This is a genomic window from Phycicoccus mangrovi, assembly GCF_018729305.1.
GTDB lineage: Bacteria > Actinomycetota > Actinomycetes > Actinomycetales > Dermatophilaceae > Phycicoccus > Phycicoccus jejuensis.
On sequence record NZ_JAHHWP010000008.1, the window covers coordinates 369,517 to 386,706 of the forward strand.

The 17,190-nt window shown below is 74.2% G+C and carries 15 protein-coding genes; 10 read left to right on the forward strand and 5 right to left on the reverse strand.

The features are described from left to right. Nucleotides 1–3 precede the first annotated feature (3 nt). The gene (locus KMZ30_RS06510; protein WP_215512513.1) at nucleotides 4–1,266 is read right to left on the reverse strand and encodes a class I SAM-dependent methyltransferase; all 1,263 of its coding nucleotides are present in this window, start codon (nucleotides 1,264–1,266) and stop codon (nucleotides 4–6) included. A gap of 245 nt (nucleotides 1,267–1,511) precedes the next feature. Here KMZ30_RS06510 and groES point away from each other — a divergent pair, with 245 nt between their 5' ends. The 3 genes from groES (at nucleotide 1,512) to KMZ30_RS06525 (ending at nucleotide 4,346) form a co-directional block, all read left to right on the forward strand. Further along, complete coding sequence (groES, locus tag KMZ30_RS06515) at nucleotides 1,512–1,805, forward strand: co-chaperone GroES (RefSeq protein WP_030528819.1); 294 nt, start codon at nucleotides 1,512–1,514, stop codon at nucleotides 1,803–1,805. A gap of 126 nt (nucleotides 1,806–1,931) precedes the next feature. Further along, entirely contained in the window at nucleotides 1,932–3,548 is a 1,617-nt protein-coding gene (gene groL / locus KMZ30_RS06520; RefSeq protein ID WP_030528818.1) for a chaperonin GroEL, read from the forward strand. A gap of 102 nt (nucleotides 3,549–3,650) precedes the next feature. Further along, nucleotides 3,651–4,346 (forward strand): aspartate/glutamate racemase family protein, encoded by a 696-nt coding sequence (locus KMZ30_RS06525; RefSeq protein WP_215512514.1) that lies wholly within the window; start codon nucleotides 3,651–3,653, stop codon nucleotides 4,344–4,346. Between the two features lie 104 nt (nucleotides 4,347–4,450). Here KMZ30_RS06525 and KMZ30_RS06530 read toward each other — a convergent pair whose 3' ends face one another. Next, nucleotides 4,451–4,678 carry an RNA-binding S4 domain-containing protein gene (locus tag KMZ30_RS06530; RefSeq protein ID WP_215512515.1) on the reverse strand — a complete coding sequence of 76 codons (228 nt, stop codon included), beginning with the start codon at nucleotides 4,676–4,678 and terminating at the stop codon, nucleotides 4,451–4,453. 233 nt (nucleotides 4,679–4,911) lie between these two features. Further along, nucleotides 4,912–5,202 (reverse strand): WhiB family transcriptional regulator, encoded by a 291-nt coding sequence (locus KMZ30_RS06535; protein ID WP_030528815.1) that lies wholly within the window; start codon nucleotides 5,200–5,202, stop codon nucleotides 4,912–4,914. 216 nt (nucleotides 5,203–5,418) lie between these two features. Between KMZ30_RS06535 and guaB the strand changes: the two genes are divergently transcribed. Further along, the gene (guaB, locus tag KMZ30_RS06540; protein WP_226902063.1) at nucleotides 5,419–7,008 is read left to right on the forward strand and encodes an IMP dehydrogenase; all 1,590 of its coding nucleotides are present in this window, start codon (nucleotides 5,419–5,421) and stop codon (nucleotides 7,006–7,008) included. A 48-nt stretch (nucleotides 7,009–7,056) separates the two neighbouring features. Then, nucleotides 7,057–7,980 carry a serine hydrolase gene (locus KMZ30_RS06545; protein ID WP_215512516.1) on the forward strand — a complete coding sequence of 308 codons (924 nt, stop codon included), beginning with the start codon at nucleotides 7,057–7,059 and terminating at the stop codon, nucleotides 7,978–7,980. Between the two features lie 231 nt (nucleotides 7,981–8,211). Here KMZ30_RS06545 and KMZ30_RS06550 read toward each other — a convergent pair whose 3' ends face one another. Together KMZ30_RS06550 and KMZ30_RS06555 are read right to left on the reverse strand one after the other, a co-directional pair. Continuing rightward, nucleotides 8,212–9,270, reverse strand: coding sequence for a P1 family peptidase (locus tag KMZ30_RS06550; RefSeq protein ID WP_215512517.1), 1,059 nt, complete (start codon nucleotides 9,268–9,270; stop codon nucleotides 8,212–8,214). 70 nt (nucleotides 9,271–9,340) lie between these two features. After that, entirely contained in the window at nucleotides 9,341–10,990 is a 1,650-nt protein-coding gene (locus tag KMZ30_RS06555) for a DHA2 family efflux MFS transporter permease subunit (RefSeq protein WP_308279677.1), read from the reverse strand. Nucleotides 10,991–11,193: 203 nt separating this feature from the next. On the opposite strand from KMZ30_RS06555, the gene KMZ30_RS06560 reads away from it, so the two are divergent. From KMZ30_RS06560 to KMZ30_RS06580, 5 genes are all read left to right on the forward strand, one after another. After that, a complete protein-coding gene (locus tag KMZ30_RS06560; protein ID WP_215512519.1) occupies nucleotides 11,194–12,315 on the forward strand; it encodes a GuaB3 family IMP dehydrogenase-related protein in 1,122 nt (373 codons plus the stop codon). A 188-nt stretch (nucleotides 12,316–12,503) separates the two neighbouring features. Further along, on the forward strand, nucleotides 12,504–12,980 hold the full coding sequence (locus KMZ30_RS06565) for a hypothetical protein (RefSeq protein WP_215512520.1): 477 nt from the start codon (nucleotides 12,504–12,506) through the stop codon (nucleotides 12,978–12,980). Between the two features lie 52 nt (nucleotides 12,981–13,032). Continuing rightward, on the forward strand, nucleotides 13,033–13,653 hold the full coding sequence (locus KMZ30_RS06570; RefSeq protein ID WP_215512521.1) for a DUF305 domain-containing protein: 621 nt from the start codon (nucleotides 13,033–13,035) through the stop codon (nucleotides 13,651–13,653). 120 nt (nucleotides 13,654–13,773) lie between these two features. Next, the gene (locus KMZ30_RS06575) at nucleotides 13,774–15,354 is read left to right on the forward strand and encodes a succinic semialdehyde dehydrogenase (protein ID WP_215512522.1); all 1,581 of its coding nucleotides are present in this window, start codon (nucleotides 13,774–13,776) and stop codon (nucleotides 15,352–15,354) included. After that, nucleotides 15,351–17,090 (forward strand): GMC family oxidoreductase, encoded by a 1,740-nt coding sequence (locus KMZ30_RS06580; RefSeq protein ID WP_215512523.1) that lies wholly within the window; start codon nucleotides 15,351–15,353, stop codon nucleotides 17,088–17,090. The genes KMZ30_RS06575 and KMZ30_RS06580 overlap by 4 nt, the downstream gene beginning before the upstream one ends. Nucleotides 17,091–17,190 lie beyond the last annotated feature (100 nt).

The window sequence follows — 17,190 nt, forward strand, 5'->3', positions numbered from 1 at the left end:
GCCTCAGCCGGCGGGCGGCGCGGACGGCACCACGGGCTCGACGACGATCGCCGTCTGCTGGCCCGCGACCCGCGTGAGCACGACCGTCGCCTGCGCCCCGTCGCCGGCGCCGCGCCCGATCTTCAGCTGCCGCCGCAGCTCGTCGTCGTCGAGCCGGACCCCGCGCTTCTTGACGGTCAGCCCGGTCACGCCGTGTTGCGCCAGCCACGCCCGCAGCGTCTTGACGGTGAACGGCATCGACTCGAGCACCGCGTACCGCCGCGCGTACGGCAGGTCGACCTCGGCATCCGAGAGGACGTACCCGAGCCCGGTGTCGACCTCGACCCCGAGCGTCGCCCCGGTCACGGCCCCGAGCAGGCCGGCCTGCGTGACTGCGCGGTCCGGCTCGTAGAGCCAGGCGCCGATCGAGCCGGTGCCCTCGGCGGTCGGCGGGTCCGGCTCGGCCATCGTCTCGTCGACCTCGACCGGCGGGCGCCCCGCCGCGAGGATGCGCGCGCTGCGGCCGGGGCGCTGCGCGAGCGGCCCCCACCAGACGGCGCACTCGAGCACCTCGCCGCCGTACGAGGTCCACTGCGCCTCGGTGCCGAGCGGGATGGCGTCGTGCGGCATCGACGGCGAGAGCTTCGCCCCGGTGGCCGGCACCGCCGTCGCCACCTGGAGGACGAACTGCCACGACGGCCGGATCTCGTCGAGCCGGAACACCCGCTTGATGCGCCCGTGCCGACCGGTCTTGCCCGGGATGCGGCGCGCCGGGTCGAGCCACACGCCGACGCGCGAGCGCAGCGGGTCGCGCGGGGGCTCGAACTCCTCGGCGTAGCCCTCGTGGGCGCGCGAGTCGGGCCAGGGCCGCAGGTTGGTGTCGGCGATCGCCGCCGTCACGGGGTCGATGTCGACGGCCTGCACGGTGACGCCGAGCGCCGACATCGCGACGGCGTCGCTGCCGATGCCGCAGCCGAGGTCGTGCACCGTCGCCAGCGAGGCGTTGTAGAAGCGGCCCGCGTGGGTGGCCGCGACCTCGAGCCGCGAGGCCTGCTCGAGCCCGTCGGGCGTGTAGAGGAGATCGCCGGCGAACTCGCCGAACTTCGCGACGGCCCGCGCGCGCAGCCGCTGCTGGGTGAGGACGGCGGCCACGAAGTCGGGCGCGTGGCCCTCGCGGCGCAGCCGGTCCTGGAGCGCGAACACCGCGGCCGGGTCGTACGGCGGGAGGGAGCGCAGGAGCTCCTTCCCGTCCGGCGACCCCAGGGCTCGCACGATGCCGACGTCCACGGCCGGTCATCCTGCCATCCGCCTCCTCGGGGCCCGGTGCGAACCCTCCGGACGCCCGCGCCGCGCCCGGCTGGCACTCGAGTTGACCGAGTGCTAAGCGCGGCCTAGATTTGCCTCATTGGCACTCGCCCCGTGCGAGTGCCAGCGCACCCCGGGCCGCGGTCGACCCCCGCGACGGCGAGCACGGCCCGGACGCGCACGTCCCCGTCCACTTCGACTCATCCCAGCAAGGGGAGGAGCACACCGTGTCGGTTTCCATCAAGCCGCTCGAGGACCGCATCGTCATCAAGAGCCTCGAGGCCGAGCAGACCACCGCGTCCGGTCTCGTCATCCCGGACACCGCGAAGGAGAAGCCCCAGGAGGGCGAGGTCCTCGCGGTCGGCCCCGGTCGCATCGACGACAAGGGCAACCGGGTCCCGCTCGACGTCCAGGTCGGCGACCGGGTCATCTTCAGCAAGTACGGCGGCACCGAGATCAAGCACGGCGGCGAGGAGTACCTCATCCTCTCCGCCCGTGACGTGCTCGCCGTCGTCGGCTGAGCAGTCCGCTGACGCCGTGACCGCGTCCCGGCGGCCCCGTGCCGCCGGGACGCGTCCGGCATCCCCCTGACCCACGCGACGGGCCGGGCGCACCGCGCCGCCCGTCACCCCCAGCAAAGGACACCCATGGCCAAGGAACTGGAGTTCAACGACTCCGCCCGCAAGGCGCTCGAGCGGGGCGTCGACGCCCTCGCGAACGCCGTCAAGGTGACGCTCGGCCCGAAGGGCCGCAACGTCGTCATCGACAAGAAGTGGGGCGCCCCCACGATCACGAACGACGGCGTCACGATCGCCCGCGAGGTCGAGCTCGAGGACGCCTACGAGAACCTCGGCGCGCAGCTCGCCAAGGAGGTCGCCACCAAGACCAACGACATCGCCGGTGACGGGACGACGACCGCGACGGTCCTCGCCCAGGCGATGGTCAAGGAGGGCCTGCGCAACGTCGCGGCCGGCGCCGCCCCCTCGGGCCTCAAGCGCGGGATGGACAAGGCCGTCGACGCCGTCTCCGAGCGCCTGCTCGAGAACGCCCGCGAGATCGAGTCCAAGGACGAGATCGCCCAGGTCGCCTCGCTCTCCGCGCAGGACACCGAGATCGGCGCCACCATCGCCGACGCGTTCGACAAGGTCGGCAAGGACGGCGTCATCACCGTCGAGGAGTCCTCGACCGCCTCCACCGAGCTCGAGTTCACCGAGGGCATGCAGTTCGACAAGGGCTACATCTCCCCGTACTTCGTCTCCGACCCGGAGCGCATGGAGGCCGTCGTCGAGGACGCCTACGTGCTCATCAACCAGGGCAAGATCTCGGCGATCGCCGACGTCCTGCCGGTGCTCGAGAAGGTCGTCCAGTCGGGCAAGCCGCTCGTCATCATCGCCGAGGACGTCGACGGCGAGGCCCTCTCGACGCTCGTCGTCAACAAGATGCGCGGCACCTTCAACGTCGTCGCCGTCAAGGCCCCCGGCTTCGGCGACCGCCGCAAGGCGATGCTCCAGGACATGGCGGTCCTCACCGGCGGCCAGGTCGTCGCCGAGGAGGTCGGCCTCAAGCTCGACCAGGTCGGTCTCGAGACCCTCGGCCAGGCGCGCCGCGTCGTCGTCACCAAGGACTCGACGGTCATCATCGACGGCGCGGGCGAGGCCTCCGACGTCGAGGGCCGCGTCGCCCAGATCAAGCAGGAGATCGAGCGCACCGACTCCGACTGGGACCGCGAGAAGCTCCAGGAGCGCCTCGCGAAGCTCGCCGGCGGCGTCTGCGTCATCAAGGTCGGCGCGCACACCGAGGTCGAGCTCAAGGAGAAGAAGCACCGCATCGAGGACGCGATCTCCGCGACGCGCGCCGCGATCGAGGAGGGCATCGTCTCCGGCGGTGGCTCCGCGCTCATCCAGGCCGTCGCCGTGCTCGACACCATCGGGCTCGAGGGCGACGAGGCCGTGGGCGCGAACATCGTCCGCAAGGCCGCGGCCGAGCCGCTGCGCTGGATCGCCGAGAACGCGGGCCTGCAGGGCTACGTCGCGGTGGCGAAGGTCTCCGAGCTCCCCGCGGGCCAGGGCCTCAACGCCGCCACCGGCGAGTACGAGGACCTCGTCAAGGCCGGCGTCATCGACCCGGTCAAGGTGACCCGCTCGGCGCTGCGCAACGCGGCCTCGATCGCGTCGATGGTCCTCACCACCGACACCCTCGTCGTCGAGAAGAAGGAGGAGGAGCCGGCTGCCGCCGGTGGCCACGGCCACGGGCACGGCCACTGAGCCCCACCTCCCGCGACACCGCACGCCGCCCGGTCCCCGTCAGGGGGCCGGGCGGCGTCGTCGTGCCGGTCGGCGTCGCCGCCGCGGCGTAGGGTCGGGCGCATGCGGCTGCTCGGGGTGCTCGGCGGGATGAGCTGGACCTCGACCGAGGCCTACTACCGGGGGCTCAACGCCGGCGTCGCGGCGCGGCTCGGCGGGCTGCACTCGGCCCGCCTCCTGCTGCACTCGGTCGACTTCGCACCGGTCGCCGCCGCGCAGCACGCCGACGACTGGCCCGCCACGGCCGCGCTCCTCGCCGATGCCGCCCGCGGGCTGGCGGCCGGGGGAGCGCAGGCGCTGCTCCTCGCGACGAACACGATGCACCGGGTCGCCGAGGACATCGAGGCCGCGGCGGGCGTGCCGCTGCTGCACATCGCCGACCCGACGGCCGACGCGCTGCTGGCCGGCGGCCACCGACGGGTCGGCCTGCTCGCGACCCGCTTCACGATGGAGCAGGCCTTCTACGCCGACCGGCTCCGTGCCCGCGGCCTCGACGTGATCGTGCCCGGGGAGGCCGACCGCGAGCTCGTGCACCGGGTCATCTACGACGAGCTCGTCCGCGACGTCGTCCGCGAGGAGTCGCGCGCCGCCTACCTCGGGGTCGTCGAGCAGCTGGTTGCCGACGGGGCGGAGGCGGTCGTCCTCGGCTGCACCGAGATCGGACTGCTCCTGCGCGACGGCGACGCCGGGGTCCCGCTCGTCGACACGACGGCGCTCCACGTCGCGGCCGGCGTCGACTGGCTCTGCACGACCCCCTGACCGGGAGCCCTGCCCGAGCCGCGACTTCTTGCCCATCCGCCACTTCCAGGCCCCGATCCGGGACCCTCGGAGGTGGCGGATGGGCAATCAGTGGGGTGAGGGGGTCAGGCGGAGGTGACGCGCAGGCTCCCGCAGCCGTCGAGGGTGACGACGTCACCGACCCGCACCTGGCGGCCGCGGCGGGTGTCGACCTCGCCGTTGACGAAGACGAGCCCCCGCTCGACGACTTCCCGGGCGGTCGCGCCGTCGTCGACGAGGCCGCTCAGCTTGAGCAGCTGGCCGAGCCGGATGGACTCGTCACGGATGGGGACCTCGAGGGCGTCGTCGGGCACCGGGTCAGGCTACGCGTGGCCGCGCCCGGACGGCGAGCACGAGTGCCGTCCGGGCGCGGTCCCACGGTCGCGGTCGCCGGCCGTGGGCTCTCGCCCCCACGAACGGTTCCGCGCTGGTGAGGAGCGGCGGACCGTGGGCTCTCGCCCCCACGGTCCACCGCTTCCTCGGCCGACCCCCGGAGGGCCGACCGGACTCCCGCGTGGGGCGGGAGCCGGCTATCGGGTGGCGTCGGTCAGGACGCCAGGTGACGCTGGCGGGCGTAGACGCTCTCGCGCTCGTCCTCGGTGAGACCGCCCCAGACCCCGTAGGGCTCGCGGACGGCCAGGGCGTGCTCGCGGCACTGCTGGATGACGGGGCAGGCGAGGCAGATCTCCTTGGCCGCGGTGGCGCGGCGGGAGCGCTTGCTGCCGCGCTCGCCCTCCGGGTGGAAGAACACCTCGGGACCGACCCGACGACAGGAGCCCTCGAGCTGCCAGTCCCACAGGTCCGCGACAGGGCCCGGGAGCCGGGTGATCTCGGCCATGCTCCACCTCCACGATGATCGTGTGCCGACCCCCTCGGGCGGCACGGGTTTCACCGTATGGGCGGTTTGTCGATGGCAGGGCAAGCGTCGGGTAAGGCTTTGGTCAAGGGTTGCGCGGGGGCCTCAGGTCCGCAACCGGAGCGGCCCGCGCGCGCCCGCCCGGGAGGGCCGAGCGGCCCGTCCGGGGGCAGCGCGCGGGGGACGTAGAATCGGGTGATGAGCCTCGGACTCGACGAGACGCGCGACACCACCACCCCTGCGGCGCCCGACGCCCCGGCCGTCACCGCGGCCTCGGCGGAGCCCGCACCGGCCGGCCCGTTCGCGGCCCTCGGCCTCACCTACGACGACGTCCTGCTGCAGCCCGGCGAGACCGACGTCATCCCGAGCGAGGTCGACACCACCTCGCGCCTGACCCGCGGCATCTCGCTGCGCGTGCCGCTCGTGTCCGCCGCGATGGACACCGTCACCGAGGCCCGGATGGCCATCGCCATGGCCCGCAACGGCGGCCTCGGCATCCTCCACCGCAACCTCTCGATCGAGGACCAGGCCTACCAGGTCGACCTCGTCAAGCGGACCCAGACCGGGATGATCTCCAACCCCGTGACGATCGGGCCGGACGCCACCCTCGAGGAGCTCGACGAGATCTGCGGCCGCTACCGCGTCTCCGGGCTGCCGGTCGTCGACCCGGGCGAGCACCTGCTCGGCATCGTCACCAACCGCGACCTGCGCTTCACGCCCGTCGCCGAGTGGGCCGACACCCTCGTGCGCGACGTGATGACGCCGATGCCGCTCATCACCGGCCACGTCGGCATCAGCCACGAGGAGGCGACGAGCCTGCTGCGCCAGCACAAGCGCGAGCGCCTGCCGATCATCGACACCGAGGGGCGCCTGCGCGGGCTCATCACCGTCAAGGACTTCGTCAAGTCCGAGCAGTTCCCCAACGCGAGCAAGGACGCCGACGGGCGCCTGCTCGTCGGTGCGGCGGTCGGCTACTTCGGCGAGGCCTGGGAGCGCGCGACGACGCTCGTCGAGGCGGGGGTCGACGTGCTCGTCGTCGACACCGCGCACGGCCACGCCCGGCTCCTCCTCGAGATGATCGAGCGGGTCAAGAAGGACCCGGCGCTGCGGCACGTCCAGGTCATCGGCGGCAACGTCGCCACGCGCGCCGGGGCGCAGGCCCTCGTCGACGCGGGTGTCGACGCCGTCAAGGTCGGTGTCGGGCCGGGCTCCATCTGCACGACGCGTGTCGTCGCCGGGGTCGGGGTCCCGCAGGTCACCGCGATCTACGAGGCGTCCCTCGCGTGCCGCCCGGCGGGCGTCCCGCTCATCGGCGACGGCGGCCTCCAGTACTCCGGCGACATCGCCAAGGCCCTCGTCGCGGGCGCCGACACCGTCATGGTCGGCTCGCTGCTCGCCGGTTGCGAGGAGAGCCCCGGCGAGCTCGTCTTCATCAACGGCAAGCAGTTCAAGGCCTACCGCGGGATGGGCTCGCTCGGCGCGATGTCCTCGCGCGGCAAGAAGTCCTACTCCAAGGACCGCTACTTCCAGGCCGACGTCACCTCCGACGACAAGATCGTCCCGGAGGGCATCGAGGGCCAGGTCGCCTACCGCGGGCCGGTCGGCGCCGTCGTCCACCAGCTCGTCGGGGGCCTGCACCAGTCGATGTTCTACGTCGGCGCCCGCACCACCCCCGAGCTCAAGGAGCGCGGCCGCTTCATCCGCATCACGACGGCGGGCCTGCGCGAGTCGCACCCGCACGACGTGACCGGCATCGTCGAGGCGCCGAACTACAGCTCGAAGGGCTGAGCGGCGACCGGCTCGTGCCGTGCGCCCGGACGACGTAGGGTGCGGCGGATGCGCCGTGTCCTCGTCCTCCTGCCGCTGCTCGTCGCGGCGCTGGCCGGCGGCTGCGGCAGCGCGGACGGCTCGGCCGAGCCGTCGCGCGCGGCCACCCGGTCAGGGCCGGCGCTGCCCGAGCGGGCCCCGACCCCCTCACCGGTGCCGGTCGAGGGCGGCCTCGTGAGCGCCGTCCCCCGCCCGACGCCGGTCACACCCACGGGCTCGTCGCCCGCCGCCGGCGCCTCCGGGACGTCGGGGAAGGCGGGGTCGGCGAGCCTCGTCGGCGACACCCGCAACCAGGTCGTCTGGGCGCCGCTGTCGGACCCCTCGGCCGTGCGGTCGGAGGGCTCGGTGGGCTCGACGAAGGCGTGGTCGACGTCCAAGGTGCTCGTCGTCGCGGCCTACCTTGACACCGTCGTCGACGGCGACCCGTCGCGCATCCCGTCGACCGAGCGGGGCTGGATCCGGGCCGCGCTCACCGCGAGCGACGGTGACGCGGTCGTCGCCGTCCGCGAGCGCATCCCGGGCAGCCCCGGTGCGGCCATCACCGCTGTCCTGCGCTCGATCGGGGACACGAGCACGGTCGCGCCGGACCGCAGCCAGGGCGCGATGTCGTGGAGCCCGCGGGAGCAGGTGCGCTTCATGGCGGCACTCGCGGCGGGCCGGGTCGTCAGCCCCGAGGCGAGCGCGTTCCTCCTCGAGCAGATGCGCCCGATCCCGCAGCACCGCTGGGGCCTCGGGACGATCGGCGCGTCGACGTTCAAGGGCGGCTGGCTCACGCCGTCGTCGGAGACCCGGCAGATGGGCATCGTCGACGGGTACGCCGTCGCGATCATCACCGTCGGCCAGGGGCCGGCCGTCGTGCAGACCGACGGCGACGCGGCGCACGTCGAGCAGATGAACCGGCTCGCGGCGATCCTCGCGACCCGCCTGCGCTGACGCCGCCCGCCCGGCCGGGGTCAGGCGGGTGTGCAGGAATCGACACATTCGTCAGTTGCTGCACGGGCTTCCGGTCAGGTGGGTGTGCAGGAATTGACACATTCGTCAGTTGCTGCACGGGCTTCCGGTCAGGTGGGTGTGCAGAAATGACACATTCGTCAGTTGCTGCACGGTCTACCGGTGAGCGGGTGTGCAGAAATCGACACATTCGTCAGTTGCTGCACGGGGGAGTCAGGGGGTGGTGAGGGCGTCGCGCCAGGAGAGGGCGGCCATCCCGCCGTCCCCGCACCGGTCGACGGAGTCGGCGGCGAGCAGGGCGTGGACGATCGCCCGGGTGACGCAGCCCGCGGCGGCGTCGTGGAGCTCGACGAGGTCGAACGGGTCCGGGGCCGGGCGGGCTCCGGTCGCGAGGGTGAAGACGGTGTCGCCGTCGAAGGCCGTGTGCACGGGCGAGAGCGCGCGGGCCATCCCGTCGTGCGCGACGGTGGCGAGCCGGCGGCACCCGGCCTTGCCGAGGGCCGCGTCGGTGGCGACGACCGCGAGCGTCGTGGCGCGCCCGGGACGCGGCGCCTCGGCCCGGCCGGCGCGGATGGCCTCGACCTCGGCGCGCCGGGCGGCGAGGTGACGCTCCAGCGCCGCGGGTGACGGCGCGGGTACCGCCCCGAGCTCGTCGCCGAGCGCCCACGCCGCCCCGAGCAGCGACCCGTCGGCGGCCAGCGGCGACCCGACGGCGTTGACGACGACGAGCGCCCCGACCGTCACCCCCGACGCCAGCACCGCGGACGCCGTCCCCACCCCGCCGCGCAGGCCGCCGGCCCGCGCCCCGGTGCCCGCACCGACCGACCCCTGCACCACGGGGCCCGACGCCGCGGCGGCGTGCGCGGTCGCACCGTCGGCCGGCCCCGGGTGGTGCCGCCAGACCCCGGCCCGTCCGAGGTCGAAGACGATGGCCGACGGGACGATCGGCACCCGCTCGTCCGGGCCCGGCCCGACCGGCCAGCCGCGACCCGCCGCCCAGACGGCGTCGGCCACCCCGTCGGCGGCGGCCAGCCCGAAGGCGCTGCCGCCGGCCAGGACGACAGCGTCGACGGCGTCGACCGCGTTCGCGGGGTCGAGGAGGTCGGTCTCGCGGGTGCCCGGCCCGCCGCCGCGCACGTCGACGCCGCCGACCGTCCCCGGCGGCGGCAGGACGACGCTGACGCCGGTCAGCCAGCCCGGCTCGTCGCGGGTGGCGTGGCCGACGAGGACGCCGTCGACGTCGGTGATCGCGTTGTGGGTCCCGGGTCGCACGCCCCCAGCATGGCCGATGCCGGCCCCGCGGGCTGCGGGGCCGGCATCGGCACGGGTGGGGCGGGGTGCGTCAGTGGATGACGACCGGGGGCGCCACCTCGTCGGCGTCCGCGCCCTCGAGGAGGTGCGACTCCTCGTGCTTGCGCGGCAGGAACGCGGCCGAGACGAGCGTCAGGGTGACGAAGCCCGCGGCGAACCAGAAGGTGTGCGCGTAGGCGTCGGCCGCGACCTCCGCGACCCGCGCCCCGAGGGCCGCGACGGCCGCCTGCGGGTCGCCGGCCTGCTGCTGGAGGAACTGCCCGACGAGCGGGACCTGCGCGAGGACGCCCTGCGCGGCCTCCGGACCCTTGGTCTGGAGGGTCTCGAGGTAGAGCCCGCCCTGGCCGACGAGCGGCCGGTCCTTGAAGGCGTTGGTGAGGATGACCGAGAAGATCGCGACGCCGATCGAGCTGGCGACCTGCTGCGTGATGTTGAGCAGCGTCGTGCCGCGGGCGACCTCGTGGTGGTTGAGCGTCTTGAGCGCCGAGGTCATGATCGGCATCATCGTGCCACCCATCCCGAGGCCCATGACGAAGAGGATCGGGATGATGAAGCCCCAGTGCGAGGAGTCGGCCTCGATCTGGGTCAGCGCGAACATGCCGCCGGTGATGAGCAGCAGCCCGAACGGCACGATCCGGCCGACCGGGAAGCGGTCGACGAGGGCGCCGGCGACGGGCATCGTCAGCATCGCGCCGAGGCCCTGCGGGGCGAGGATCCAGCCCGCCGAGAGCGGCGTCTCGCCCTGCACCTGCTGGAGGAACTGGGGGATGAGGAGCAGCCCGCCGAAGAACGCCGCCGCGAAGATGAACATCGTGATGATCGCGACCGTGAGGTTGCGGTTGCGGAACAGCCGCAGGTCGAGCAGCGGGTGCTGCGGACGGAAGCTGTAGAGCACGAACGCGACGATGAGGACGACACCGACGATGCCGGGGACGAGGACCTTGGCGTGGCCGACGCCGCCCTGCTCCGGGATCGAGGAGACGCCGTAGAGGAAGAGCGCGAGGCCGGGCGACATCATGAGCACGCCGCGCCAGTCGAGCGACTCGGACGGGTGCGGGCGGTCGGCCGGGAGTGCGAAGAAGGCGTACCCGAGGGCGAGCAGGCCGATCGGCAGGTTGATGAGGAAGATCCAGTGCCAGCTGAAGTGGTCGATCAGCCAGCCGCCGAGGATCGGGCCGAAGATCGGGCCGAGCAGCATCGGGATGCCGAGGACGGCCATGAGCCGGCCCATCCGCTTCGGGCCGGCGGCCCGGGTCATGATCGTCATGCCGAGCGGCATGAGCATGCCGCCGCCGAGGCCCTGGAGCACACGGAAGGCGACGAGCATCTCGATGCTCGTCGCGGCGGCGCACAGGACCGAGCCGGCGGTGAACAGCGCGACGGCCGTCATGTAGAGGCGCTTGGTGCCGAAGCGGTCGGCGGCCCACCCCGAGAGGGGGATGACCGTGGCGAGCGCGAGGGTGTAGCCGGTGACGGTCCACGCGACGGTGGAGTAGTCGAGCGGCACGCCGTCGACCGCGAAGTCCTGCTGCAGCGTGCGCAGCGCGACGTTGACGACGGTGATGTCGAGGATGGACATGATCGCCCCGAGGACGACGACGCCCGCGATCTTGAGGACCGCGGCGTCGATCTTCTCGGGATACTCCGGGGGCGCCGCGGGGGCGGGTGCTGCTGTTGACACGTGGGCTCCATGTCGGGTCGAGAGGCGGGTGGCCGCGCCGGGCGGCGAGAGGTCGCCGGACCCGCACGGGCGGGTGGCGACGGTGCCGTGGACCAGTGTGACGCAGCCCACCGACAGGCAGGTAACCATTTCCGGTGCCCCGGTCTTCCCGGTCACGGGGGAGCGGGCCGAACGGCCGATGCGGACGTCGGTAGGCTGCGCGGGTGACCGAGATCGAGATCGGCCGTGGCAAGCGCGGTCGCCGGGCGTACTCCTTCGACGACATCGCCATCGTGCCCTCGCGGCGCACGCGCGACCCCCAGGAGGTGTCCACCGGCTGGCAGATCGACGCGTACCACTTCGACCTGCCGGTCATCGCCGCCCCGATGGACTCGGTGATGTCGCCGCAGTCGGCCATCGCGTTCGGTCAGCACGGCGGCCTGCCGGTGCTCGACCTCGAGGGCCTGTGGACCCGCTACGAGGACCCGGCGCCGCTGCTGGCGGAGATCGCGACCCTCGACCCCGCGCTCGCGACGCAGCGGATGCAGGAGATCTACCGCGCCGAGATCCAGCCCGAGCTCGTCACCGAGCGGCTGCGCGAGATCCGCGCCGCGGGCGTCACGGTCGCCGGCGCCCTGACCCCGCAGCGCACCCAGCAGCTGTGGAAGACCGTCGTCGACGCCGGGGTCGACCTCTTCGTCATCCGTGGCACGACGGTCTCGGCCGAGCACGTCTCCGGGCGCGCCGAGCCGCTCAACCTCAAGCGCTTCATCTACGAGCTCGACGTGCCGGTCATCGTCGGCGGCGCGGCCTCGTACTCCGCGGCCCTGCACCTCATGCGCACCGGCGCGGCCGGCGTCCTCGTCGGCTTCGGCGGCGGCGCGGCGCACACGACCCGCGTGACGCTCGGCATCCACGCCCCGATGGCCTCCGCGATCGCCGACGTCGCCGCCGCCCGCCGCGACTACCTCGACGAGTCCGGAGGCCGCTACGTGCACGTCATCGCCGACGGCGGGGTCGGCACGAGCGGCGACATCGTCAAGGCCGTCGCCTGCGGCGCCGACGCCGTGATGCTCGGGGCCGCCCTGGCGCGTGCCACCGACGCCCCCGGCCGTGGGTTCCACTGGGGCGCCGAGGCGCACCACCCCGAGCTGCCGCGCGGCCACCGCGTGCACGTCGGCGCCGTCGCGCCGCTCGAGGAGGTCCTCTTCGGCCCCAGCCGCGTCGCGGACGGCACGACCAACCTCGTCGGCGCACTGCGCCGCGCGATGGCGACGTCGGGCTACCTCGAGCTCAAGGAGTTCCAGCGCGTCGAGGTCGTCGTCGCGCCCTACCAGCGCAGCTGACGCGCACCCGCTCGGCGACGGCCCGGCCTGGGCACGGTCCGTCCCATCCGTCACGCGCGTATCGGGTGACCCGATACGGCCGCGCTGCACCCGGGAACCGTTCCCCGGGAAGGCGCAGGGTTCCCGGGTAGAGCGTGCTGCCCGAGCGTGAGCGGGTACCCTCGGGGGGTATGAGGACCGTTCCGCCCGTGGCCGGTCCTCGGCGTGCCCTCCGCGCCGCGCTGCTCCTGCCGCTGCTGGCCGGGGTCCTCGCGATGCACGTGCTCCTGCTCTGCTCCGACGGCGGGGCCGACCACGCCGGGCACGACGGCGCACCGATGGCCGCCATGCCCTCGATGTCGGCGACGTCGGCGATGGCAGTGATGCCGGCGATGCCGATGGCCGACGCGGTGGCCGAGCACGTCCAGGGCGCGGCGACGACCGACGTCGTCGCGACGGCCGCGGCGGTGCTCGCGCGCGACGTGGCGGGCACCGACCCCAGCTCCCTCCTCGGGATGTGCCTCGCCGTCGTCACCGCCGGGCTCGTGCTGGCCCTCCTCGGCCTCCGCTCGACCCCCGTGACCGGCCCACGGGCCCCTCACCGCCTCCGCCACCCGGGGCACCGGGCAACCCGCGCCCCTCCCCCCGCCCCGCTCCGACACCTCCTCTGCGTCTCGCGGACCTAGGCCGACCCCGGCTCCCGTCCCGCACGTCCCCGCAGAGAAGAGGTAGTCCCCCATGTCCACCACCACGCGCCGTCGCGCCCTGTCCGCCGCGGGCGCCGTGCTCGCGCTCGCCCTCGCCGGCTGCTCCGGCGACCACGACGTCACCGCCGGCAGCCCGATGCGCCAGGGGTCGATGCACCCCACGAGCGGCGCCGCCACCTCGGCCGACCCCTCCGCCGGCCACGACCAGGCCGACGTCATGTTCTCGATGATGATGGTTCCGCACCACGAGCAGGCCCTCGAGATGGCCGAGCTCGTCCCCTCCCGCTCCGACGACCCCGCCCTGCGCGACCTCGCGCAGCGCATCGAGCAGGAGCAGCAGCCCGAGATCGACCGGATGCGCGGCTGGCTCGACTCCTGGGGTGCCGGCTCCACCTCCGGCACGGGCTCGATGGGTCACTCGATGACCGGGATGATGTCCGAGGGCGACATGGCCGAGCTCGCGTCGCTGAAGGGCGCGGCGTTCGACCGGCGCTGGCTGACGATGATGGTCGAGCACCATGAGGGCGCCATCGAGATGGCCCAGGACGTCCTGCGCGCCGGACGCCACGAGGGCACCCGCGAGCTCGCCGCCGCCGTCATCGAGACCCAGCAGCGCGAGATCGACGAGATGACGGCCATGCTCGCGTCCTGACCACCGTCCAGCACGTCTCCCCGGGGTCGCAGCCCCGGGGAGACGGCGCCCGCGACGCCGCTGACCGGGGGCTTCGCCGGAGCAGGTGACGACGGCGCGGCCGGTGGTTACCCTGCGGTAATGCCCGACGTCATCGTGGACCCGGAGACCGACCCCCGCGCCACCTACGCGGTCGACCCGGCGCGGGTGCGCGCCCTCACCGCGCGCGTCGTCGCCTCGGGGGAGCCGCTGACGACGCACACCCCGATGACCGGCGCGCCGCTCGCGACGCTGCCGACGTCGACCGCCGCCGACGTCACCGTCGCGGTGGCCCGGGCACGTGCCGCGCAGCGCCGTTGGGCGGGTGTCCCGCTCGCGCAGCGTTCCCGGCTGCTCCTCGCCCTGCACGACCTCGTGCTCGAGCGGCGCACCGAGCTGCTCGACCTCGTGCAGCTCGAGTCCGGCAAGGCGCGCAGCCACGCCTTCGAGGAGGTCGCCGACGTCGCGATCGTCTGCCGGCACTACGCGCGTCGCGGCCCCGGCCACCTCGCACCGCAGCGCCACCTCGGCGTCTTCCCGCTGCTGACCCGCAGCACCGAGCACCACCGCGCCAAGGGCGTCGTCGGCATCGTCTCGCCGTGGAACTACCCGCTGAGCCTCGCGGTGACCGACGCCCTCCCGGCGCTGCTCGCGGGCAACGCCGTCGTCCTGCGGCCCGACCCGCAGGGCACGCTCACGGCGCTCGCCGCCGTCGCCCTCATGGTCGAGGCCGGCTTCCCGGACGACCTCGTCCAGGTCGTCCTCGGCCCCGGCGAGACCGGCCGGGCCGTCGTCGCCCAGACCGACTACGTGTGCTTCACCGGCTCCACCGCGACCGGCCGCGAGGTCGCCGCCGCGGCCGGGCGCCGCCTCGTCGGCGCGAGCCTCGAGCTCGGCGGCAAGAACGCCGTCTTGGTCGCCGACGACGCCGACCTGCGCCGCGCCGTGCCCGGCGTGCTGCGCGCCTGCTTCGCCTCCGCCGGCCAGCTGTGCGTCAGCGCCGAGCGGCTCCTCGTCCACGAGGCCGTCGCGGACGAGTTCGTCGGCCGCTTCCTCGACGCCGTCGCGGGCCTGCGGCTCTCGACCGCCCTCGACTGGGACGCAGACATGGGCAGCCTCGTCGGGCCGGCGCAGCTCGAGCGCGTGCTCGGGCACGTCGACGACGCCGTCGCCAAGGGCGCCACGGTGCTCGCCGGCGGTCGGGCGCGCCCCGAGATCGGGCCGTACGTCGTCGAGCCGACGGTCCTCGCCGGCGTGACCTCCGCGATGGCCTGCCGCGACGAGGAGACCTTCGGGCCGGTCGTCTCGCTCTACCGGGTGGCCGACGACGACGCCGCCGTCGCCCTCGCCAACGACACCGAGTACGGCCTCAACGCCTCGGTCTGGACGCGTGACGTCCGCCGCGGCCGCGCGCTCGCCGCCCGCATCCAGGCCGGCACGGTCAACGTCAACGAGGGCTACGCCGCGGCGTGGGGGAGCATCGGCTCCCCGATGGGCGGGATGAAGGCCTCCGGGCTCGGCCGCCGGCACGGGCGCGAGGGCATCCTCAAGTACACCGAGGCCCAGAACGTCACCGTCCAGGGGCTCGTCAACGTCGCGGACCTCCCGGGGCTGCGCGGCGCCCGCTACGCCTCCGCCCTGACCGGGGCGCTCCGGGCGATGCGGGCGGCGAGGCTGCCGTGAGCACGTCCCCGGGCGCGGAGCCGGACGTCGACGTCGTCGTCATCGGGTCGGGGTTCGGCGGCTCGGTCGCCGCGCTGCGGGCAGCCGAGAAGGGCCATCGGGTCCTGGTGCTCGAGGCCGGCCGGCGCTTCGAGGACGAGGACTTCGCCCGCACCTCCTGGGACCTGCGCCGCTTCCTCTGGGCGCCGCGCCTGGGCTGCTACGGGGTCCAGCGCATCCACCGGCTGCCCGACGTCGTCGTCCTCGCCGGGGCCGGGGTCGGCGGCGGGTCGCTCAACTACGCGAACACCCTCTACCGCCCGCCGTCGGCGTTCTACCGCGACCCGCAGTGGCGCGACCTCGCCGACTGGGAGGCCGAGCTCGCGCCGCACTACGACACCGCGAGCCGGATGCTCGGGGTCGTCACCAACCGCTGCGACGGCCCCGTCGAGCGGGCGATGCGCGGCGCGGCCGAGGACCTCGGTGTCGCGGACACGTTCCGGCACACCCCGGTCGGCGTCTACTTCGGCAAGCCCGGCGAGACGGTCGACGACCCCTTCTTCGGCGGCGCCGGCCCGCGGCGCACCGGCTGCATCGAGTGCGGCAACTGCATGGTCGGCTGCCGCGTCGGCGCGAAGAACACGCTGATGAAGAACTACCTCGCCCTCGCCGAGCGGCTCGGGGTCGAGATCCGGCCGATGCGCACCGTCACGCGCCTCGGGCCGGTACCGGGCTCCGACGGCGGCGACGGCGAGCCCCTGTACCGCGTCCTCCACGAGCGCACCGGCCCACGGGGCGGCCGCGACCGGCGGGTCGTGACGGCCCGGCGCGTGGTCGTCGCCGCGGGGACGTGGGGCACGCAGACGCTGCTGCACGCGATGCGCGACGAGGGCGAGCTGCCCTCCCTCTCACCGCGACTCGGCCACCTGACGCGCACCAACTCCGAGGCGCTCGTCGGCGCGATGACCCAGCACGCGCCCCGCGACGTCGACCTGACCCGCGGCGTCGCCATCACGACGAGCTTCCACGTCGACGCCGACACGCACGTCGAGAACTGCCGCTACGGCGTCGGCTCCAACGCGATGGGGCTGCTCGCGACCCTCGCCGTCCCCGGCGGCACGGGCCACCCGCGCTGGCGCGAGTTCGTGCGGATGGTCGCGCGCGACCCGCGCCCGCTGCTGCGGATGCAGCCGACGGCGCGCCGGTGGAGCGAGCGCATGGTCGTCGGCCTCGTCATGCAGAGCCGCGACAACTCGATTCGCGTCTCGCTGCGCCGGCGGCTCGGGCGCCGGGTCCTCACCTCGCAGCAGGGGCACGGCGAGCCGAACCCCACGTACATCCCGCAGGGGCACCGGGCGATGGAGGCGCTGGCCGGCCGGATCGCCTCCACGACAGGGGAGTACACGGTGGCCGGAGGCTCGTGGCCCGAGGTCCTCGACGTCCCGATGACCGCGCACTTCCTCGGCGGCGTCCCCATCGGCGCGTCGCCGGAGACCGGGGTGCTCGACCGGCACCAGCGCGTCTGGGGTCACCCCGGGGTCTCGGTGCTCGACGGCTCGGCGGTCTCGGCCAACCTCGGGGTCAACCCGTCGCTGACCATCACGGCGCAGGCCGAGCTCGCGATGTCCGCGTGGCCGGCGGCGGGGGAGCCGGACCGTCGTCCGACCCAGTCCGAGCTCCTCGCGGGCGCGGACGTCAAGGCGGCGCGCCGCGGCCGTTCCGCCACCACCGGGGCACCCGTTCGGGTGGCGGGCTGACCGAACGGCCGGTCGTCCCGGCTGATCGTCCGTCCCGTGGGGACACGGCGCGCGCCCGCAGGCGTCCTGGTCCTACCGTGGCGGGACCCCAGTCGTCCGT

Bases quoted from the DNA above. Each gene is read 5' to 3' on its own strand.
- groL (WP_030528818.1), top strand. From the start codon at position 1,932: ATGGCCAAGGAACTGGAGTTCAACGACTCCGCCCGCAAGGCGCTCGAG.
- KMZ30_RS06525 (WP_215512514.1), top strand. From the start codon at position 3,651: ATGCGGCTGCTCGGGGTGCTCGGCGGGATGAGCTGGACCTCGACCGAG.
- KMZ30_RS06535 (WP_030528815.1), bottom strand. From the start codon at position 5,202: ATGGCCGAGATCACCCGGCTCCCGGGCCCTGTCGCGGACCTGTGGGAC.
- guaB (WP_226902063.1), top strand. From the start codon at position 5,419: ATGAGCCTCGGACTCGACGAGACGCGCGACACCACCACCCCTGCGGCG.
- KMZ30_RS06545 (WP_215512516.1), top strand. From the start codon at position 7,057: ATGCGCCGTGTCCTCGTCCTCCTGCCGCTGCTCGTCGCGGCGCTGGCC.
- KMZ30_RS06570 (WP_215512521.1), top strand. From the start codon at position 13,033: ATGTCCACCACCACGCGCCGTCGCGCCCTGTCCGCCGCGGGCGCCGTG.
- KMZ30_RS06575 (WP_215512522.1), top strand. From the start codon at position 13,774: ATGCCCGACGTCATCGTGGACCCGGAGACCGACCCCCGCGCCACCTAC.